This is a genomic window from Streptomyces sp. 1222.5, assembly GCF_900105245.1.
GTDB classification, from domain to species: Bacteria; Actinomycetota; Actinomycetes; order Streptomycetales; family Streptomycetaceae; genus Streptomyces; species Streptomyces albidocamelliae.
The window spans coordinates 211,656-232,058 of record NZ_FNSZ01000001.1 but is presented as its reverse complement, the minus strand read 5'-3'; the positions used below and the strand labels follow the sequence as shown (position 1 = coordinate 232,058).

The window sequence follows — 20,403 nt, the reverse complement described above, 5'->3', positions numbered from 1 at the left end:
ATCGTCCGAGGGAGCGTCGGCTCCGTCCCCGAAGGGTGGGCGGTCACCTTGTTCGACGGCCGCGACTTCGACGGTGAAAGCCTCTAACTCACCAAGGACGCACCGAGCCTCAGCGGCGGGATCAACAACCGCACCTCGTCCATCCTGATCACAGGCGGGGAGCAGAGCTCCGGGAAAACCGCTGCCGGACATGGTTGCGGCGCTTTTTACTGGGTGCTGGCGGGGGCCTCAAGCAGCTTGAGCGCGCCGAGTGGAAGCTGACCCGGCGGGGCTTGGACCGTGGGCGCGGATCTACCGCCCCGCCCACGGCAGGCGGCGCCAAGGCTCGTTCAGCGGCCGACCGGACGGCAGGGTTGGCTGTCTGTCAGCGCAGCCGGCACTGGGGAAGGGGCCTCGTTGGCCCAAGCCAGCAGCATCCGCAGGGCGTCGTGCGATGCGCTGCCAGGCTCGGCGGCATACGTGATCAGCGCCTGCTTGGGGTCATCCGCTGGGCGCAGGGTCTCGTAGGCCAGTTCCAGATCGCCGACCACCGGGTGGTGGAATCGCTTGGTCCCCGAGGTCTTGTCCTGAACCGGGTTCTCGGCCCACCAGCGGCGGAAGTCCTCGCTCTTCATCGACAGTTCGCCGATCAGGTTCGCCAACCGGGGGTCCTCGGGGTGTCGTCCTGCTTCCAAGTGGAGGTAGGCCACGTTCTCGCGGGCGCAGGAGGTTCAGTCCGCATAGAGCTCGCGGGACGTCTCGTCGAGGAAGGTGATGCGGGCGATGTTGCGCTCGGCTCGGTCCAGGGCTGCGTAATCGCCGAACAGGGCGCACGCTGCCGTATTCCAGGCCAGGATGTCCATGCGCCGGCCCATCACTATTGCCGGTGTGCCCACCAGATCGTCCAGTAGCCGCTGGAGCATCGGGCGCACGCGTTGTGGCCGGGCTTGGCGCCGGCGAACGTGTCGGGCGGAGGACTGCGGCCGGGCGAGGCGGTGCAGGTGCCGGGCGGCGTCCCCGTCCAGCCGCAGTGCGCGGGCGAGAGCGTCGAGTACCGCGCCCGAGGGGTTGGGCACGCGGCCCTGTTCCATCCGGGTGTAGTAGTCGACGCTCACTCCGGCGAGCTGGGCAATCTCCTCGCGGCGCAGGCCCGCACCCCGGCGTCGGCCTCCGAAATCCGGCAGGGCGACGTCTTCGAGGTGCAGGAGGGAGCGGCGGGTGCGGAGGAACTCGCCCAGATTGATCGCTGTGCTCGTACGACAATTGTGGCCGGTCGCGGTGGTGGCTGCCTGGCCCCGGTAGGGCCAGGCAGCCACCACCGCCGTCAGGATGCCAAGCGTGCGGGAGCGGCACACCTCCCGCACGGCCGGGGCGAGGGCGCGGTTACAGGCTGACCGGGTCGAGGGGGCCGTTGTTGCGGACGTTATTGGCAGGGCACCCGAACTACGCCCACCGCATGCCGATAGCGGAGAGCCGCTGTGTCCAGGTGCGGTTGGTGTGATCAGAAGTGGGTGGGTTGGCCTGGGCTGATCAAGTTGGTGTGGAGGCGCGGTGAGGCGGTGTGAGGGAGCTCCTGGCCTGCTGGCTCCCGCGCGGCAGGCCGGCCAGGCTCTCGCAGACCGTGGAATGACGGGGCGGCGAGCTGCCGTCTACCTGATCTTGGATCATGACTGGCACATGGAGGAGCTGTACCAACGTTGCGTTCTACGGCGCCAGCAAGAACCCGGCATCGGTGCCCGGCGAGAGGTTCTACACGGGCCTGGTCGACGCCTTCGCCGACTGGATGCGGTCGTAAGGCCTCACATCGAACCAAGCCTCGGCTGCTAACCACCACAGCGGGTGCTCCCCGCGCCCGCGGGGGTGTTCCGATCAGCGCTGCCGCTGGGTTCGCGGGAGCGACGCAGCGCGGCGGTGTTCAGGTGGGGCGCGTGGCGGACGCGGCCCCCGGCCCGGACCCGTCCCTGGACCCGTATACGGCCGCTCCGGCCGGTCGGGCCGCCGCCGTGCCTCAGGAGTAGGTCATCGGGCAGCCGTATCGCAGGGAGTACTGCGCGGCGCGCAGGTAGAGCGCCACGTAGAAGGCCGCGTCCCGGTCCTCGACCCACGCTCCTGGCCGCACCCGGGCGGTCCACTCCGCCCCGCCCTGCAGGAACCACAGGCTCAGTGCGAGGTTGTCGCCCGCCGGCATCGCGTCCACGGGCAGTGCGACGGCGTCGGCCAGCCGCTCGGCCAGGGCGAGCACTTGAGGGGCCCCGGCGACCGCTGTCTCCTCGCCGGAGTAGGCGGTGCCGACGGGGAGCACGATCTCCTCCTCCAGCGTGAACGGCACCAGCACGCTCCAGTCGAGGAGGGTCGACAGCTCCGCGTCGGTCAGCCGCGTCCTGCACAGTGCCACGAAGCCGTCCATGGGCTGGCTGACCTTCTCCTCGAACCAGCCCGGCGCCTCCCGTGCGGCCTGCCGCAGCTCGTAAGGGGGCAGCGCGCGCCGCTCCAGCTCGGTGTTCAGCGCGGCGGCGACGTCCCCGTATCCGTCCTCCCCCGGCCGCGACCAGTCCTGCGCGGCGACACTCACCACATAGACACCCATGATCGCAACGTACCGGCCGCCACCGACAACGTCCCGCCCCCACCCACGTGAGCCCGACGCCCTCCTCTTGGCCGCACACCTGCCCACCCGCCCGCCCCTGAAGCCGAGTACAACCCCGACGTCGACGGCCTCGGCCCGGCTGGCGCCGAAGCGGACCTCGATCGACTGGCCCGGCCCCCGGTTACTCGATCAGTTGGTGCAGCCCTGCCGTGCAGGCCGCAGCTCCGCCGATCCCGGCGAGATACGCCGTGGGGTAGGACTTCTCGGACAGGAAGGTCAGCCCGACACCGATGCCGCCGACGACGGCTATGAAGAGGATCAGCGCGGTGCGCTGTGACAGGAGCGGCGGTTTTCTGGCGGGCGGTGGCCCGGGCGTGCTGGGCGGATCAGGGTGTGCGGATGCGGGGGAGTGCTGGTCCCGAGGCATCGGGCGTCTCCTACGAGGCGGAGGAGCAGAGACGGCGGACACCTGTGGTGGTGTCGTCCGCGTGGGGGTGGTGCACGCCTCGCGGTGGGCGGTCCTGCTCCGGCTCTCTGCCTGAGAGCGTCCCTGGGGGGTCTCGGCCCGGCCCAGGGTGGGCGTATCCAGCGTATCCGCGATCGGTGCGGACGTTCCCTCGGTCGTCTGGCGGGGGATCACCGGTACTACCTCCGAGTCGAGTTCTGGTTTTTCGAGAGCTTGCGTCACGTCCTGCCGAGATCGGCTTCTTCACCCCCTGGGGCTGGAAGCCGGAGCTTGGACAGCAGCGGCCGGCAAGAAAGGTCCGAGGCATGTCGAAGGCCCGGACCACGTGGTCCGGGCCAATCGCTTGTGGTCCTGGGCGTCGAATTCCTGGTACTACGGTTATGGGGGAAACCCGGCCGGATGTTCGGGTCGAGTGCAGACTTTTTTCACCTGGCACTGGCCGGTCGGGGGAGCGTGCCTCCTACGCGCTGGCCTCTCACGCCGCCGACTCGACGCACCCGCCCAAGCGCGCAGTGCCGTTGTCGCTGCCTGAGCTGCGCGAGGGGTGGCGCGCCTCGGCGATCCGGTCGTTCGGCGCTTGCACCGTCTACTGGCTCGCCGAGCGGGCACGCGGTGGTGCGTGGGTGAGTGCGTCCGGCGCCGCGCCGATCTCCTCCCGCAGCTCCCGGTCGACGTTCTCCAGCGCAACCCCGGGCCTCGAATTTCGAGAGCCCCGGGCCTCGCACAGTCCGGCGCTACGCCTGGACAGCGGAGATCACGCCCACTCCACGGCGGCCGCGATGACGGTGGTGCCCGGCTTGCCAGTTCCTCAAGGAAACGGGCCACGCGCTGGGAAGTCAGCCGGATGACCCTGCTGCCCGCGCCTGGGGGTGAGGCGGCGCTGACCGCGTCGCAGGCGGCGGCGAACGTCGGATCGTCTCCCCGCCACGCCGCGGCACCGCGGATACCGAGGATCAGCTCCGCCCGGCCCGGGGACAGGCCGAGGGCCAGGAGGCGAACGCCCCGGCACGGGCTTTGAGTGGCTCGGACCGGGGCGGCGCTACAACAGATGGCTCTACGAGCCGTCCGCTTCAGTATTGGAATGTTGGACTGCGGCCAGAGCGTGGAGCGGATCCGTGATTGCCCAGTCAGTGCCGAGTTCGAACACGTTCTGTTTGGTCTGGACGGCTGGCTCGGTGGCGGCTACCGGACTGATGGCGTACGACGCCACGAGCGCCCCCTCCGCGTTCGCGACCGCGAGGTGGGATAGCCGTTCCTCCGTTGACGACGAGCACGGGCGTTCCGTCCACGTAGCGCAGGCTCAGCGTGCCCACATCTTCGGGCTTGACCTCGCTCACGTCGATGATCTCGAACGGTGACCGACTGTGGTCGATCCTGCCACGCCATGATCAGCATGGGCTACAGGGCGATTGCTGCGAAATGGCGACCTATTGGACGGACCGTAGGCCGTGTCGCCGTCTTCTTCCATCGCCTTTGTGATCTCCGAGGGTGTGCTCGCCCGTGACGGGCTGCTCAGCGCGCCGTACCGCAAGCAGGTCCGCATGCCCGCGGGCGTCCGCGACACCGGGTACCGTGACCGGCACCTGTGGCTGACGGAGACCGGGACACCGCCTACGTCCGCACGTCCTCCGGAGTGGAGGCCTGGCCCCGGGCGGCGCGGGAGGTCGCCTGCAAGTGACCGGTCACCGGCTCCGGTGCAGTGCGACCAGCAACTGCCAGACCTGGTCCGCGACTTCCTCCGGCGCGGCCCGCAGCAGTCCGTGCAGCCAGTCCGCGAGGACACCCGCGAAGGTCGCCGCCACCGCCGACGCGACCAGCGGGGCGTCAGCCGCGCCGGCCAGTTCGCGCTCCTCGAGGCTGCGGGCCCGCAGGTCCCGGTGCAGCACCCGGCCGAGCGGCCCGCCGCCGCCCGGCGCGAGCAGCGACCGGTACAGGGCCGCGTGCGGGGACAGACCGGTGAAGAACTCCCGCAGCGCGGGCGGGGCGTGGACCGGATCGGGCCGCCCCCGCCAGGCGTGCAGCGCGTCCACCGCCTGCCGTACGACGTCCGCGCACGCGTCGACCGCCAGCGCCTCGATGCCGTCGTAGTGCACATAGAACGTGGCCCGGCCCACCCCGGCCCGGCGCGCCAGCGCGGCCACGGCGACCTCCGCCGGCGGTCGCTCGGCGCACTCGGCGAGCAGGGCGGCGCGCAGCCTGGCGCGGGTGCGCGCCGCCCTCGGGTCCTCGTGCGGCGCCCGGCTCATCGTGCGGCGAGGACGGCGGCCAGCGCGAGCGCGCCGGGCAGCGCCTGGGCGAACAGGATGCGGCGGTTGGCCGTGGTGGCGCCGAATACGCCCGCCACCACCACACAGGACAGGAAGAACACCTGGACCCGGAAGCCGGTCGGGTCGGCGGCGAGAAGCCCCCACACCAGTCCGGCCGCGAGGAAGCCGTTGTAGAGGCCCTGGTTGGCGGCCAGCGGAGCGGTCGCTCGGGCCGTCTCCGGGTCGAACCCGTGCAGCCCCCGCCCCGGCTTCCGCTGCCACAGGAACATCTCCAGCACCAGGATGTACATGTGCAACACGGCCACCAGGCCGACCAGCACGTTCGCCACGATTTCCATGAGCAGCGAGCTCTCCCTTCTTGGACAGGTGTCCAGGATAGCTGGACACCTGTCCAAGAAATCACCGGGCCCCGCCACCCCCGGGGGCCCTTCCGGCCGGCCTCGCCGTGACCTGGTGACAGCACGACTGACAACCGCCATCGGGAACCGGGCGAGGTCGCGCAGTAGAAGAGCGCGGTCCGGTACTGGGAGCTGCTTGGCGACCTGCCGGAGCTCCTTGCGGAAGGCGAGGTGCTGGCGTGTCGGCATAGCGGGCCAGAGCATGGACGACGGCCAGGCCTAGTTGAACGACGCCGAATAGAGCGAAGGCCCGCAGACCAGCGGATCCGGCCAGGCCGGCGGTGGCTGTGTCACTGCCCGCCCAGCCTCCCCCGCGACCGGCACCGCAAGGTCCTGCTCTACAGCAAGGCGCACCCCGGCCTCGGCGTCCTGCTCCACCCCGTCAGGGAACTGTCAGAAGAGCAGGGTGCGGGTGAGCCGGACACCGGCGCCAAGATCGGCGCATTGGGCATGCTCCTGAGGCAGTACCGCTGATCGGCCGCGCGGCCGCTGAACGTGCGGCAGGATGTGGCTCCGCGCGTCGCGCGACAGGGCTGGGGGAAAGATGCAGAAGAGGCTGTGGCTGTCGCTGGCTGCCGTGCTGCTGGTGGCAGGCTGTTCCAGTGGCCATGGCAAGTCCGATGGCGCTGGGGCGGGGGCCGCGCAGGCCGCCAACTCGCCGACGCTGAGTTGTACCCGCGAGATCATGGGAGTTCTCGCTGCCAAGTGGCGTGAGGATCAGAAGCCGGTGGACGACAAGACCCGATCGATGCTCCAGACGTTTATGGATAAGAACGCGGTCCATCAGACGCCGCTGTACGCGATCTTCGTCAAGCACTACACCGACGGATCTGGCCCGATTGGCCTCGCGGTTGCGCAGGGCAAGGATGGCGAGGACGCGATCGTCGAGCAGCTCGCGGCCGAGAGTTCCGGGGTGCAGCAGGACTGCGCTGACGCCGACTGAGCTGCACCGCTCAAGGAGGCACCCTGCCAAGCGGAGTGCGTCCTTCGACTTCGGGCGGCGGCGGGGCTACTTGGAGGCCGCCGCCGACGTCATGGCCGACTCGTGGACGATGCGCCCGCTGGACTGCTTGCGGGCCTTCGCGTCGAGGTGCCGGTTGGCGCCTGGACCGCTGGGCCTGCTCACAGGCAGGTCCAGCGCATGCCGAGGGCGAGACACTGGTCGAGCTACGCCCCTCGGAGAGGGACGCGCTGCGCTTGTGCCTCAGGGTCGGAGCGCTGCTGCGGGTGCCGGCGGCCTGACGGAACGGATGCGCGCCGCGTATTTCGACCGGCCCGGCAACCGCTGGTCGCTGCGCCTGAACGCGGAGCAGATCGAGTCGGTGGCGGTCATGGAGGCCAACCGGTTCGGCCGGGCCTACGGAGTCGCGTTCCACGCGGACCGCGCCACGGCGAGCCTCCGCTCGGGGAAGGCTTGGTGAGGGCGGGGCTGAGTGGTGTTTCGGCCAGCTGTTTCACCGTGCCATGGCGAGGTTGTGCATGGTGGCGACGGCGTGATGGAGGCCGTCGCCCCGTTGGCGGCAGTCGCGCAGGATCTTCCAGTTCTTCCGGACCTGGCCCGCGGACTGGAGGATCACACCGGCCAGGGAGACCGGCTCGCCGTCGGGGGGCTACCAGAGGGTGACACCGTTCAGGGCGAGGTGGGCGTCGGCTCAGGGGCCCGCCGGCCGGTGATGTGCCTGACCGCGTCGTACCCGCGCATCGGCTGCTGCCGGTCTGCCGGCCCGACCCCCGTGCCCGGCCTTCACGGGGCGGCTCGGCGTGCTCGACTCGGCCATTTCGTCAAGCAGTTACCACCGGGTGAGCCGGGTCGCCTCTGCCAGGCGGTGGCGAGGCCGGCCGCTGAGGCCCGCCCCAGGCCCCGGCCCACGCCTTCGCCGAGAGCGGGGAGTGGCAGCGGACGCACCAGCGGCACAGGGGGCGACAGTCATGCCGGGCCCGGGGGTCGGCGGCCCTCCTGCAGGACCGCGAAGACCATGGCGGGGCGCTCTCGTGGCTGCGGATACACGAAGTTAACTCCCCCGACCCGGGCGTGAGACCGGTCCCGCCGACGATCGCCATACCTGTCAGGTGACAGGTATCCGTCGATCGATCGGAGGTGCGGTGATGAGCCGGCCCCAACTCCCCCCAGGGCAGAGTCAGCACGGCGGCGCCACAACCAGGACCGCTCCCCTCGGCTATCAGCAGGAACTCCGGCGCGGAGTGGGCGGCTTCGCGTCCTTCGCCGCGGGCTTCTCCTTCGTGTCGATTCTCACCACCGTCTTCCAGTTGTTCGGGCTCGGCTTCGGCCTCGGCGGCGCGTCGTTCTTCTGGACGTGGCCGCTGGTCTTCGCGGGCCAGTTGCTGGTCGCGCTCTGCTTCGCCGAGCTAGCGGCGCGCTGGCCCATTTCGGGGGCGATCTACCAGTGGTCGAGCCGGCTGGCCGGTACCACGGCGGGCTGGTTCTTCGGCTGGATCATGATCATCGGGCAGATCCTCACCGTCGCGGCGGCCGCGATCGCCGCTCAGGCGGTCCTGCCGGGCATCTGGTCGGGCTTCCAGATCGCCGGGGGGCCGGGCGCCGATCCCTCGGTCGGCTCAGCGACCGGCGCGCGCAACGCGGTCCTGCTGGGCTGCCTGCTGCTGGTGGTTACCACGGCGGTGAACATCCTGGGTATCCGCCACATGGCCGCCGCCACCAGCTTCGGCGTCACGGTCGAGATCATCGGCGTGATCGCGCTCGTCCTGGTGCTGTTCTTCCTGCCCGAGCGGGGGCCACAGGTGGTGCTCCACCACACCGGCTCGGCCGGGCAGAGCGGTTATGCCGGAGCCTTTCTCGCCTCCTCATTGATGGCGGCGTACGTCATGGTCGGCTTCGACTCGGTGGGCGAGCTGGCGGAGGAGACCCACATCCCGCGCCGCACCGTTCCCCGGACCATCCTGCGGGCGCTGATCACCTCGGGAGTCGGCGGGGCCCTGCTGATCCTGTCGGGGCTGATGGCGGCGGGCAGCCTGACCGACGGCAAGCTGGCCGCGGGCGGACTGTCCTGGGTGCTCACCGACCGGCTCGGCGGGGTCGTGGGCCGGCTGCTGCTGTGCTGTGTGGCGGTCGCGGTGTTCGCCTGCACGCTGGCGGTGCAGACCTCCGGGGCGCGGATGATGTACTCCATGGCGCGCGAGGGCGCCCTGCCCTTCCACCGGCACCTTGCGAAGGTCTCGGCCCGCACCGGCACACCGGTCACCACGTCGATCGTGGTGGGCGCCGGGGCCGCCGCCGCGCTCCTCGTGAACATCCACCAGTCGGCGATCTTCACCGCGCTCTCTAGCCTCTGCATCGCTCTGCTGTACCTGGCCTACCTGGGTGTGACTGTGCCGCTGTTGGTCAGCCGTCTGCGGTGGCGGGCCGCCGGGGGGCTCCCAGCGGGTGTCGACGAGACCGGGCGGCCCCTTTTCTCGCTGGGCCGGTGGGCAGTGGCGGTCAACGCGGTCGCGGTGCTCTACCAGGCCGGCATGACGGTCAATCTCATCTGGCCGCGTGCGGAGATCTACGACCTCACCGGCGGCACCTGGTGGCTGCGCTGGAGCGCCCTGCTGTTCATCGGGCTCAGCCTCGCCGTCGGTGCCGGCTACTTCCTGGGCCGCCGGCTGCACCGCCGGATCGAGCTGCGGCACGTGCCGCACACGCATACCGAGCCGCCCCGCGAGGCCGCAGCCGTCGCCGAGCCCGCCTGAGGGCCCAGCCCGCCCGAGGGCCCGGCGACGCGAGCAGCGACACCGACCACGCACCGACGAAGGGACGAGGGGAAATCCATGACCACCGCGGACAGTTCGACGGCCGGCACGCCGCACGGCCGGCGCCCGACCGGGCGGGTCACCGCCCGCACCCGTGATCTGCGTTCGACCGACAGTGTCCGCAGCGCCCGGCACGACGCCCGTGCCCAGGGCGGGCGGCCGGGGGAGTGGATGCCGTACCTTCCGGCGTCCGGCAGCCCGTACCGTCCGCCGGGAGTGGACCCGGCCGCCCTGGTGTGGGCCGAGACGGTGGCGCCCGGCGGCTACAGCCACAAAGTGCTCGCCCGCGGCACCCGGCTGCGCTTCGACGACCCGACCGGTGACGCCTGCGCCCACCTGCTGCTCTTCAACGCCCTGGAACCGGTCGAGCGGCTCAACGTCGCCGACACCCAAAAGGTGCCCTGGCAGGCCTACCTGAGCGAGAACCATCCTCTGCTCTCCGGTGACGGCCGGGTCCTGGCCGTCGTCAGCGCCGACTCCTCCGGCCGGCACGACGCCTTCTGCGGAACCACGACCGATGCCTGGAACGAGCGCAAGTACGGTGACGCCCGCCCCGAGGGCCCGTCACCGTCGGGCCGTGGGCTCTTCCTCAAGGCGGCCGCCAAGCACGGCCTGGGCCGGCGCGACCTGCCACCCAGCGTGTCCATGTTCCAGGGCGTGCGCGTCGAGGCGGACGGCACCCTCGGCTGGCAGGGCAGCGCCGGACCGGGCACACATGTCGAACTCGTCGCAGAAATGCCCCTGTTGGTGCTGGTCGCCAACGTCACCCACCCGCTGGACCCACGCCCGGACTACGTCGTGGGCCCCCTGCGGGTACACGCCTGGCGCGGCGCCCCGACGGGTCCCGGCGAGCCGCGCTTCACCACCACCCCGGAGTTGCACCGGGCGTATCTCAACACCGTCGACTACTGCGAAGCCAGGGGGCTGTGACATGGCGACCACACCGACCGGGAACACACCGGTCACCCACCCGACCGTCTCGGGCGGCATCGTCGCCTCCACCGTCCCCGTCGGCGCGATCCACGCGAAGGGCACCCGCCTGGACCGGGCGGCGAGCCTGGTCGAGGGCGCCGTCGTCCTCGATGAGACGGTGGCCCCCACCGCGCCCTGGTCGGCGGTGGTGCGCCGGGGGCACGTCCTGACGATCGTCGACGTGGGCGGCAACCAGTCGGCCGACTGCCTGCTCTACGACGCCCACGATCCCGAGGAGCGCTACAGCGTCCCCGACACCCTGGCCTGGCAGGGCAATGCCTATGTGCGCACCGGCACCGTGCTGCGCAGCAACGAGGGCCGGGCGCTGATGACCGTCGTCGCCAACGAGATCGACCGCCAGGACACCATCGGCGGCGCCTGCGGCAAGGAGTCCAACACCCTGCGCTACGGCCACCACGTGATGTTCCAGCACGGCTGCCGGGAGAACTTCCTCGCCGAGGCCGGTCGGCGCGGTCTCGGGGTGCGGGACCTCGTCTCCAACCTCAACTGGTTCATGAACGTGCCCGTCGAGGCGGACGGCGCGCTGGGCATCGTGGACGGCATGTCGGCGCCGGGCCGCCGTGTCGCGGTGCGCGCCGAGACGGACGTCCTGGTGCTGGTCTCCAACTGCCCGCAGATGAACAACCCGTGCAACGACTTCAACCCGACCCCGCTGCGGATGCTCGTCGTGGACCCGGCACCGGCCGCCGCCGGCGCACGGCCCGCGCAAGCCGCCGCCGGCGCACGGTCCGCGCAGGACGCCGGCACCGCGGAGGGAGCCGCATGATCCGTCCCACCGCCGTACTCGTCGCCAACCGCGGTGAGATAGCGCGCCGCGTGATCCGTACCGCCAGGAGGATGGGGCTCGCCACCGTCGCCGTCTTCTCCGACGCCGACCGGGCCGCCGCGCATGTTCGCGAGGCCGACCACGCGGTCCACTTGGGCCCGGCACCCGCCCGCGAGTCGTACCTGCGTGGCGACGCGATCATCGAGGCCGCGCTCGCCCACGACGCCGGGATCGTCCACCCCGGCTACGGCTTCCTCTCCGAGAACACCGCCTTCGCGCGTGCCGTGGAGCAGGCGGGCCTCAGGTTCGCCGGGCCGACCGCCGACCAGATCACCGCCTTCGGGGAGAAGCACACCGCGCGAGCCCTGGCCAAGGCCGCCGGGGTGCCGCTGCTGGCCGGGACGGAGCTGCTGGCGAGCGCCGAGGAGGCCGTCACGGCCGCCGCTTCGATCGGGCTGCCGGTGATGGTCAAGGCCACCGGCGGGGGCGGCGGCATCGGCATGCAGGCATGTGCGACGGACGGCGAAGTACGCGAGGCCTTCGCGCGGGTCGCGGCGCTCGCCGAGTCCCACTTCGGCTCCGCAGGTGTGTTCCTGGAGCGCCTGGTGCGCCCCGCACGCCATGTCGAAGTGCAGGTCTTCGGTGACGGCACCGGCCGGATCGCCGTGCTCGGCGACCGCGACTGCTCGTTGCAGCGCCGCAACCAGAAGGTGATCGAGGAGGCCCCGGCCCCGGCGCTGCCCGCGGCGGTGCGCGCCCTGCTGCACGACTCGTCGCGCCGGCTGCTCGCCTCGGTCGGCTACCGGGGCGCGGGCACCGTGGAGTTCGTCTACGACCCCGTGCGCGAGGAGGCCGCCTTCCTGGAGGTCAATACCCGCCTCCAGGTGGAGCACCCGGTGACGGAGGAGGCGTACGGTGTCGACCTCGTCGAGCTCATGCTGTTGCTGGCCCGTGACGGCACGGTCGACGACACGGTGTTCGAGCGGGAATGGGCGCCCGCCGGGCACGCCGTGGAGGCCCGCGTCTACGCCGAGGACCCCGGCAAGGCCTCGCTGCCCTCCTCGGGCCTGATCACCCGGGCGGTCTTTCCCGGCGAGGGCGCGGACGCCCTGCCCGGCGTCCGCGTCGACGGCTTCGCCGAAACCGGTCTGGAGATCTCGCCGTACTACGACCCGATGCTCGCCAAAGTGATCGCCAGGGGCGCCGGCCGGGACGCCGCGTTCGATCTGCTCGGCCGGGCCCTGGACGCGAGCCGGGTGGACGGCATCGTCACCAACCTGGGTCTGCTGCGCGCGCTGACCGCGCGGGATGAGGTGCGCGAGGCGGTGCACAGCACCAGCACGCTCGACACCGCCCACGACCCCGAGCCGCGCATCGACGTGCTGGTGCCGGGCCCTTTGACCACCGTGCAGGACCTGCCCGGCCGGCTCGGCCACTGGCACGTGGGCGTGCCGCCGAGCGGGCCGTTCGACGCCGTCTCGTTCGCCGAGGCCAACCTCGCCGCCGGAAACCCGGAGACGGCACCGGGCCTGGAGGTCACCGCGGGCGGGCTGACCCTGCGCTTCTCACACGCCACCGTGGTCGCCGTCACCGGCGCCCCCGTCCCGGTGACGGTGGACGGCACCCCGGTGGCCCGGTGGGGACCGGTGCCGGTGCCGGCCGGCGCCACCCTGGTCCTCGGCACGTGCCAGGGGCCCGGACTGCGCAGCTATGTGGCCGTCCGGGGCGGCATCGACGTGCCCGCGTACCTCGGCAGCGCCTCGACGTTCACTCTCGGCGGTTTCGGCGGCCACGGCGGGCGGGCGCTGCGCGCCGGGGACGTCCTGCGGCCCGGCACCGGCCCGGCCACGGACGGCCGCCCGACCCCGCCCGGGCGACGGCCCGCGATCGTCTCGCACTGGCGGATCGGGGTGACCGAAGGCCCGCATGCGGCACCGGAGTTCTTCACCCGCGAGGACGTCGACACCCTCTACGCCACCGACTACCAGGTGCACCACAACTCGGCCCGCACCGGCATCCGCCTGACCGGGCCGAAACCCCGGTGGGCCCGCCAGGACGGCGGCGAGGCCGGACTGCACCCCTCCAACATCCACGACACCCCGTACGCGGTGGGTGCGCTGGACTTCACCGGGGACACCCCGATCGTCCTGGGCCCCGACGGGCCGTCCCTCGGCGGGTTCGTGTGCCCGGCCGTGGTCGCCAGCGGCGACCTGTGGAAGCTCGGCCAGCTCCGGCCGGGTGACACCGTCCGCTTCGTACCGGTCAAGGAAGCCGACGCGGCCGGCCTCGACGACCACCGCGCCTTCCCCGCGCTGACCAGCTCCGGCGGTGACGGTGACGACGGGGTGCTGGGCCGGCTGGAGGCCACCGACGCCCGGCCGGCCGTCACCTACCGCCGGGACGGCGACGACAACGTCCTGGTCGAGTACGGCCCCATGGTGCTCGACCTCGGCCTGCGCATGCGGGTGCACGCCCTGCAGGAGACCCTGGCCGCGCACGCGCCCGACGGCGTCGTCGACATCACCCCGGGCATCCGCTCCCTCCAGATCCACACCGACCCCCGCCGGCTGCGGGCCCGTGACCTGACCGCACTGCTGCGGGAACTGGAGGAAGAGGTCCCGCCGACCAACGAACTGGTGGTGCCCTCCCGTACGGTGCGGCTGCCGCTCAGCTGGGACGATCCGGCGACCCGGCTGGCCATCGAGCGGTACATGGCCGGGGTGCGCGACGACGCCCCCTGGTGCCCCTGGAACATCGAGTTCATCCGCCGTATCAACGGCCTTCAGACCGCCGACGACGTCTACCGCACCGTCTTCGACGCCTCCTACCTGGTGCTCGGACTCGGCGACGTGTACCTCGGCGCTCCCGTGGCCACCCCCCTGGACCCACGCCACCGCCTGGTGACCACCAAGTACAACCCGGCCCGCACCTGGACCGCGGAGAACTCCGTCGGCATCGGCGGCGCCTACCTGTGCGTCTACGGCATGGAGGGACCCGGCGGATACCAGTTCGTCGGCCGCACCGTGCAGGTCTGGAACCGGTTCCGCAAGGGCGGCCTGTTCCAGGACTCCCCCTGGGCGCTGCGCTTCTTCGACCGCATCGAGTGGTACCCCGTCACCGCGGAGGAACTGCTCGAACTGCGCGCCGAGACCGATGCCGGCCGCGGTGACTTCCCGGTCGAGGAGGGCACCTTCTCCATCGCCGAGCACCACGCCTTCCTGACCGCCGAGGCCGACTCGATCGCCGCCTTCCGGCAGCGGCAGAACGCCGCGTTCGAGGCCGAGAGGCAGCGCTGGCGGACGGCCGGCGAGTTCGACCGCGACGACGATCCGGCACCCGCGACCGCACCCACCGCCGTCACCGTCCCGGACGGCGCGGTCCCGGTCACCGCGCCGTTCACCGCAACCGTCTGGCAGATCACCGCGGAACCCGGCGCCACCCTGGCCGACGGCGATCCGATCCTCTCCCTGGAGGCGATGAAAATGGAGTCGAAGGTGCACGCCCCCGCCGCCGGAACCCTGCTGCAGATCTACGTCAAGCCCGGTGAACAGGTCGCGCCCGGCCAGATCCTCGCGGCGGTGCGAGCATGAGCGTCATGACACCGGCCGCACGCGTGGCAGCCGCCTACGACCGCGCCGTGAACGCCGGCCGACCCGAGATCTGGATCCACCTCAGGCCCCGCGGGCAGGCACTCGCCGAGGCGGACGGTATCGACCCGGCGCTGCCGCTGGCCGGCCTGACCGTCGCCGTCAAGGACAACATCGACGTGGCCGGGCTCCCCACCACAGCGGGCGCGCCGTCGTACGTGTACGTGCCGCGGGCCGACGCGCCCGCGGTCGCGCGGCTGCGCGCGGCCGGCGCGGTGGTCCTCGGCAAGACCAACCTGGACCAGTTCGCCACCGGCCTCGTCGGCACCCGCAGCCCGTACGGCGCGGTGCGCAACGCCTGGGCCACGGACCGCGTCTCGGGCGGCTCGTCCTCCGGCTCCGCCGTCGCGGTCGCACTCGGCATCGCCGACCTCGCACTCGGCACCGACACGGCCGGCTCCGGGCGGGTGCCCGCCGCCCTCAACGGCATCGTCGGCGTCAAGCCCACCAAGGGACTCGTGCCCGTGACCGGTGTGGTCCCCGCCTGCTACACCCTCGACTGCGTGAGCGTCTTCGCCCGCGACCTGCGACTCGCCCGCACCGCAGCCGAGTCGATCGAGGGCCCGGACCCGTCCGACCCGCTCTCGCGCACCGGCGCCCCGCTCCCGCCGCCCCCCGCCCGCCCGCGGATCGCCGTCCCGGCCCCCCAGCACCTCCAGGACATGGCCGACGGCTGGCGCGAGGCCTTCGCCGCCGCGGTCACCCGGCTGGCGAGCACCGGGGCGGAGATCGTCGAGACCGACATCACCCCGCTGCTCCAGGCCGCGGACCTGCTGTACGGCGGCGCGTTCGTCGCCGAGCGGTACGCCGCCGTCGGCGCGCATCTGGAACAGCACCGCGACCTGATCGGCACGGACCTCGATCCGACCGTCGCCGCCCTCGTGCTGGCCGGCCGGGAGAAGACGGCCGCCGACTGGGCAGCCGACACCGCGCGCCTCGCCGCGCTGGGCTCCGCCGGACGCGCCCTTCTCGACGGCTGTACGGCGCTGCTGACCCCGACCACCACCTGGCACCCCACCCTCGCTCAGGTGGCGGCCGACCCGGTCGGCGCCAATGCCCGGCTGGGCCGTTTCACCAACTTCGCGAACCTGCTGGACTGCGCCTCGCTCGCCGTACCCGCGGGGTTCGCGGACGGCCTGCCGTTCGGCGTGATGTTCACCGGGCCGGCCTTCTCCGACCGCGCCCTGGCCGTCCTGGCCGAGCGGTTCGCCAACCCGGGGCTCGACCTGTTCGTGGTCGGCGCCCATCTCACCGGGCAGCCGCTCAACGCCCAGGTGGTGCAGGCGGGCGGCACGCTGGTGGGCCCGGTGCGCACGGCCGCCGGCTACCGGCTGTACGCCCTGCCCACCGACCCTCCCCGGCCGGGCCTGGTCCGGGTCGCCCCGGCCGGGCAGGGCGCCGGCACCGGGCGAAGCGCCGAGGCCGCGCGCGGCTCCGGGAAGGGCGACCTGGCCCTGACGGGCATCGAGGGCGAGGTCTGGCGGCTTCCGGCGGCGGGCTTCGCAACGTTCACCGCCGCCGTCCCCCCGCCGATGACCATCGGCACCGTGGAACTGGCGGACGGGCGGCAGGTCAGCGGCTTCCTCGTCGAGCCGTACGCCGTCGAGAGCGCGCCCGACATCACCCGCTTCGGCGGCTGGCGGGCGTACACGGCCTCCTCGTGAGCGACGGCGGCGCAGCAGCCGTCTTCCTGCCGGCCCCGGCCGAGTGCCTGGCACCGGGGTGGCAGGATGGGCCCATGACGACGACGCGTCCCCGTCAAGGCAGGCCCCGGCACACGCCGCCGTCCGACCCCGGCACCTCCGCCCGTGAACAGATCCTCGACGTCGCCGGGGCTCTCTTCGTCGAACGCGGAATCGCCGGCACCAGCACCCGCACGATCGCCGAACGGGTCGGCATCCGCCAGGCCTCGCTCTACTACCACTTCGCCACCAAGGAGGACATCCTCGCCGAGCTGCTGGCCACATCCGTACGGCCCAGTCTGCGGATGGTGGAGCGGATCCGGGCGCTGGTGCCCGAGCGGGCCGAGCCGGCCGCCGCCCTCTACGCGGTGGCCGCCCTGGACGTACGCACCCTCGCCGGCACCACCTACAACATCGGCACGCTCTATCTGCTGCCGGAGGTGCGGACCGAACGGTTCGACACCTTCCGCGCCGAACGGGGCCGACTCCAGGCGAACTACGGCGCCCTCGGCGCCCTGGCGGCGACCGGGGACGTCGCGCGGAGCATGCCCGCCGAACGGATCGGCGAACTGCTGATCCAGCTCGTGGAGGTCGTCATCCAGATACGGCACTCCCGTGAGCCGGAACCGGCCGACACGGACGCCATCGCGTCGTCGTGCCTGCGGCTGTGCGGCCTCGCCGAGCGAGAGGTGGCCGCGGCCAGGGACCGGGCTGAGGAACTGCTGAACGCTTCCGACTGACGGCTGACTCACCCTGCGCATGGCCCCGCTCGTCGTCGCGGACGCCCGCGCCACCCCCTCCGGAGTTCAAGCCTGGTCGGCGATGAGCGGCGTCTCGCCGTGCTCGGCCTGAGCCGGGACGGCCTCCGTCAGCACACGGCCGCGGGGGAGGATCACGGCCACGACGAGCGTACCGGCCGCGGCCACGCACGCACCTCGGCGGCCGGGTCCGCGTACCGGCCCACGATGGGGCCCACGGACGCGTGGCCCAGGTGACGGACCCGGACGGCACGCGGTTCGCGCTCCTTCGGCGCCCTCGCTGACGTCCGGGTCTCGGAGGGGTGACCAGCCGTTGAAGTGGCCGGCCGGCACGCGTGCGACCGTGTGCGCGGGACGCACGGACGTACGCCGTGGCCTCAGGAGCCGGTCCGCTTCTCGATCCGCTCCAGGGCCTGCCCCAGGTATTGAGCGGAGCGCGGGTAGTTCTCGCTCATCGGGAAGTGGCCGATCTCCTTCATCTCGATGAACTCCGCTCCGCGGATGGCCTCTGCGGTCCGGCGCCCGTCCTTGGGGGTGGTGAGGTAGTCGTACTCGCCGGTCGGCATGATCACGGGACACCGGTCGCCGTCGATGTCGTCCAGCCGGTCCCTCAGATCGTGTCGACGGAGTAGCAGTACAGGTCGCCCCTGAACTCCTCCGATCCCCGGGTGTAGTAGAAGCGGGTGGCCCAGCGGTCCTGCTCCGGGGACTGCGGTGCCATGAGGTCCCACACGCCGCTGGCGCACACCTGGGCGGCATTGGCGTGGGGATGCTGCCACCAGTCGAGGTGGAAGCCGGGTGAGTAGTCCGCGCCCTCGACGGGGATCACCGCTTTGAACCGGTCCGGGTACCGCAGGGCGAGTTGCAGGGCCACGTTCCCCCCCGAACGAGGAACCCATGAAGATCGGGTCCTGCAGTTCGAGGGCGTCGCAGAAGGCGACGATGAAGGACGTGAAGTGGTCCGCGGTGAGCCGGTACTCCTCCTTCCACCACTCCTGGTTCGACGGCGGGTCCGACTTGCCGTGCCGGGCGAGGTCGTAGGCGATCACCCGGTAGCGGCCGGTGATCTCCTCGTCCTCGAGGAGGCCCCGCCACTGGTGGTTGTGGCAGCCCGCGGTGTGCTGGCACACCAGAGGCGTGCCCTGCCCGTTCTCCAGGTAGAACACGCTGTACTGTGCGTCCTCCACGTCGAGGGTGACGTAGTGGCCGGTGACCGGAGAGATCCTGCCGCTGACCATGGGGTCTCAAGAGAGGATGGGGCTGGCCCGGCCTCGTCCGTCGGCCCGAGGGGGCCCGTGACGCGCAGCAGCTCCAAGACAGGGGACCGCAGGACGGATGCGGTTCGTGCGGTCCGGACGGTCACCGGCCTCAGCCTCGCCAAAAGCAAGGTGCTGCTCGACGGCGCACCGGTGACGGGCACGGGCCCCGTATGGCTCGAGGCCGCAAGGGACGCGGCCGGGGTTCTCGCGGAGGCGGGCGTCCACGCGACGGTTGAGTGCGACTGGTGGGAGCGCACTGTCGCGACAGTGGGCGGTCCTCTCGATCCGGCGTCGTGCGCGGGGCGATGGTGGCCTGCCGCAGCCTGCCGGGCGAGTAATCCGTCGTCGGTGGGCAAGGCGGAGAACGTCGAAGACGCCATCGGCTGAGCCCGGCCATCACCTCGTGGGATGGAGTTCTCGTGCACCTGAGTACCGACTCGACCGTGCTGGCGTACAAGGGGGTCGGCGACCCGCCCCTCTGGCTCCTGATCACCATTGTCGTGATTGCCCTCGTGGCGTTGGTACGCAGCCGCAGGGGAAGGTAGCCGCCGGGCCAACGGCCTTTGGCTTTCGGGAAGTGTGCGTCCCGCCGTGCGGGACGTCCCCGTCAGCCGCGGCGTGCTGTGTCCCGGCGGGCGGTCCGGGTTCAGTGGCCGGCCGACCGGGTGCTGGGGGCGCGGGCAAGCTGCCCGAAGCCGCCGTCTCCACCCCAGCGCGGCGTCCCCACCGCCGAGCAGAAAGCCCCTCGATGAGCGAGCAGGACTCCCGCGCCGACGACTTCCCCTCGTGGCTTGCCCGGCAGGGCGCCGACACCTACGCCCTGGCCTGGGTCGGTGAGGACAAGGATCCCCTGCGTTGGATGACCGCCCCGGCGCCCACGGTCGGCAGGACAGAGGCCGGTCGGCCCGGCGCCGACCTGTCCCGGGCTGGTGCTGCAGGAAGTCACCCACGGCCAAGCGAGACGCTGCGCCGGTGGCTGGAGCTGGAGGGGGACAGCACCGACGAACCTCTCGCCATCACCAGCTCCCGGGACGGCCGCCTGCGCGAGCACACCCCCGGCGAGCTCGTCGCCCAGCAGCTGCGCGCCCCGGCCCACGACGACGTCCAACTCACCCACGCGTTGGCGACCTGGGTGTACCGGAGGCAGGCGCGAGCACCGCAGGGCCTGCATCGGCTGCGCCCGGGCAGCCGCCCGGGCGCCTCCCTGCCCGTCTTGCTGTGAAAGGTCGCCCCGTCATGATGCGCCGTCTCGCCCTCCGCTCGGCTGTACCCGTCACCCTCGCGGTGGCGGCCGCCACCGCGATGACCGTGACGACCGCCCCGGCCGCTCATGCCGTCGGTGAGAGCCGCACGTGCTCGATAAACTTCCGCGACTTCCCCGCGACCGCGGGCAAGAACGGCTGGAGGGACCGCACGGGCCCGAGTACCCGCTACACCAGCCGCGGGCTGCTCCACCGGGGCGACAAGGTCACGGTGATGTGCAGCCACAACAACTGGGTCTACACCAAGCTCACCCGCCGCTCCGCATCCGGCCTGCCCAAGGGCACCAAGGGCTGGGTGCGCCAGGACGGCCTGCTGGGCCTGGCCGACTGACCCCGTCTGCCTGAGCAGGCGGGTATGCAGGCCTGGGTCGCCACAGGTTCGTCGTGTCCGGGCGATGACGGCCACCGCCGCCGGGAGCTGCGCTCCGCCGGGAAAACGGGTGTCCTGCGCGCAGCGGACAGGGCCCGACGATACGCCTTCACCGTGGCGGCACTCCCCTGGTGGGGTGCCGCCGTGTGTCATGTCAGGGCGCGCCACCGCTCCCTTTTGAACGCGAGCTCCAAGGCT

17 protein-coding genes and 2 pseudogenes are annotated in these 20,403 nt (G+C 72.0%); 12 read left to right on the top strand and 7 right to left on the bottom strand.

Annotation, left to right across the window (positions count from 1 at the left end; genetic code table 11):
* Positions 1 to 329 precede the first annotated feature (329 nt).
* Positions 330 to 1,295 (bottom strand): annotated as a pseudogene (locus tag BLW57_RS01155) (helix-turn-helix transcriptional regulator).
* 350 nt (positions 1,296 to 1,645) lie between these two features.
* On the opposite strand from BLW57_RS01155, the gene BLW57_RS41990 reads away from it, so the two are divergent.
* Positions 1,646 to 1,774 (top strand): hypothetical protein, encoded by a 129-nt coding sequence (locus BLW57_RS41990; RefSeq protein WP_256339325.1) that lies wholly within the window; start codon positions 1,646 to 1,648, stop codon positions 1,772 to 1,774.
* Positions 1,775 to 1,987: 213 nt separating this feature from the next.
* Here BLW57_RS41990 and BLW57_RS01150 read toward each other — a convergent pair whose 3' ends face one another.
* From BLW57_RS01150 to BLW57_RS01120, 4 genes are all read right to left on the bottom strand, one after another.
* A complete protein-coding gene (locus BLW57_RS01150) occupies positions 1,988 to 2,566 on the bottom strand; it encodes a hypothetical protein (RefSeq protein ID WP_093471483.1) in 579 nt (192 codons plus the stop codon).
* A gap of 181 nt (positions 2,567 to 2,747) precedes the next feature.
* The gene (locus BLW57_RS01145; protein ID WP_093471482.1) at positions 2,748 to 2,993 is read right to left on the bottom strand and encodes a hypothetical protein; all 246 of its coding nucleotides are present in this window, start codon (positions 2,991 to 2,993) and stop codon (positions 2,748 to 2,750) included.
* A gap of 1,721 nt (positions 2,994 to 4,714) precedes the next feature.
* Positions 4,715 to 5,278: a TetR family transcriptional regulator gene (locus BLW57_RS01125; RefSeq protein WP_093471477.1), complete on the bottom strand. Its 564-nt coding sequence runs from the start codon at positions 5,276 to 5,278 to the stop codon at positions 4,715 to 4,717.
* The gene (locus BLW57_RS01120) at positions 5,275 to 5,637 is read right to left on the bottom strand and encodes a DUF1304 domain-containing protein (RefSeq protein WP_055496002.1); all 363 of its coding nucleotides are present in this window, start codon (positions 5,635 to 5,637) and stop codon (positions 5,275 to 5,277) included. Before BLW57_RS01120 ends, BLW57_RS01125 begins: the two co-directional genes overlap by 4 nt.
* Positions 5,638 to 6,241: 604 nt before the next feature.
* Between BLW57_RS01120 and BLW57_RS01115 the strand changes: the two genes are divergently transcribed.
* Positions 6,242 to 6,640, top strand: a complete 399-nt coding sequence (locus BLW57_RS01115; RefSeq protein ID WP_143051560.1) for a hypothetical protein — start codon at positions 6,242 to 6,244, stop codon at positions 6,638 to 6,640.
* Between the two features lie 307 nt (positions 6,641 to 6,947).
* Positions 6,948 to 7,118, top strand: coding sequence for a hypothetical protein (locus BLW57_RS41130; protein WP_176985394.1), 171 nt, complete (start codon positions 6,948 to 6,950; stop codon positions 7,116 to 7,118).
* 33 nt (positions 7,119 to 7,151) lie between these two features.
* Here the strand turns inward: BLW57_RS41130 and BLW57_RS40355 are convergent.
* A pseudogene (locus tag BLW57_RS40355) lies at positions 7,152 to 7,244 on the bottom strand (IS5/IS1182 family transposase); the annotation flags it as partial.
* 559 nt (positions 7,245 to 7,803) lie between these two features.
* Between BLW57_RS40355 and BLW57_RS01110 the strand changes: the two are divergent.
* The 6 genes from BLW57_RS01110 (at position 7,804) to BLW57_RS01085 (ending at position 17,296) form a co-directional block, all read left to right on the top strand.
* The gene (locus tag BLW57_RS01110; RefSeq protein ID WP_093471474.1) at positions 7,804 to 9,408 is read left to right on the top strand and encodes an amino acid permease; all 1,605 of its coding nucleotides are present in this window, start codon (positions 7,804 to 7,806) and stop codon (positions 9,406 to 9,408) included.
* 78 nt (positions 9,409 to 9,486) lie between these two features.
* Positions 9,487 to 10,398: an urea amidolyase associated protein UAAP1 gene (locus tag BLW57_RS01105; protein ID WP_093471473.1), complete on the top strand. Its 912-nt coding sequence runs from the start codon at positions 9,487 to 9,489 to the stop codon at positions 10,396 to 10,398.
* 1 nt (position 10,399) lies between these two features.
* Positions 10,400 to 11,227 (top strand): urea amidolyase associated protein UAAP2, encoded by an 828-nt coding sequence (locus tag BLW57_RS01100; RefSeq protein WP_093471471.1) that lies wholly within the window; start codon positions 10,400 to 10,402, stop codon positions 11,225 to 11,227.
* Positions 11,224 to 14,817 carry an urea carboxylase gene (gene uca, locus BLW57_RS01095; protein ID WP_093471470.1) on the top strand — a complete coding sequence of 1,198 codons (3,594 nt, stop codon included), beginning with the start codon at positions 11,224 to 11,226 and terminating at the stop codon, positions 14,815 to 14,817. Before BLW57_RS01100 ends, uca begins: the two co-directional genes overlap by 4 nt.
* A 5-nt stretch (positions 14,818 to 14,822) precedes the next feature.
* Positions 14,823 to 16,538: an allophanate hydrolase gene (locus BLW57_RS01090; protein WP_093471468.1), complete on the top strand. Its 1,716-nt coding sequence runs from the start codon at positions 14,823 to 14,825 to the stop codon at positions 16,536 to 16,538.
* 74 nt (positions 16,539 to 16,612) lie between these two features.
* Positions 16,613 to 17,296 (top strand): TetR/AcrR family transcriptional regulator, encoded by a 684-nt coding sequence (locus BLW57_RS01085; RefSeq protein WP_093471467.1) that lies wholly within the window; start codon positions 16,613 to 16,615, stop codon positions 17,294 to 17,296.
* Between the two features lie 395 nt (positions 17,297 to 17,691).
* On the opposite strand, the gene BLW57_RS01080 is transcribed toward BLW57_RS01085, so the two are convergent.
* Entirely contained in the window at positions 17,692 to 18,552 is an 861-nt protein-coding gene (locus tag BLW57_RS01080) for an alpha/beta fold hydrolase (RefSeq protein ID WP_256339324.1), read from the bottom strand.
* A gap of 57 nt (positions 18,553 to 18,609) precedes the next feature.
* On the opposite strand from BLW57_RS01080, the gene BLW57_RS01075 reads away from it, so the two are divergent.
* From BLW57_RS01075 to BLW57_RS01065, 3 genes are all read left to right on the top strand, one after another.
* Positions 18,610 to 18,960, top strand: coding sequence for a ribosomal protein L7/L12 (locus BLW57_RS01075; RefSeq protein WP_093471465.1), 351 nt, complete (start codon positions 18,610 to 18,612; stop codon positions 18,958 to 18,960).
* 361 nt (positions 18,961 to 19,321) lie between these two features.
* Positions 19,322 to 19,795 (top strand): hypothetical protein, encoded by a 474-nt coding sequence (locus BLW57_RS01070; protein ID WP_093471464.1) that lies wholly within the window; start codon positions 19,322 to 19,324, stop codon positions 19,793 to 19,795.
* A 14-nt stretch (positions 19,796 to 19,809) separates the two neighbouring features.
* Positions 19,810 to 20,166: an SH3 domain-containing protein gene (locus BLW57_RS01065; protein ID WP_093471462.1), complete on the top strand. Its 357-nt coding sequence runs from the start codon at positions 19,810 to 19,812 to the stop codon at positions 20,164 to 20,166.
* Positions 20,167 to 20,403 lie beyond the last annotated feature (237 nt).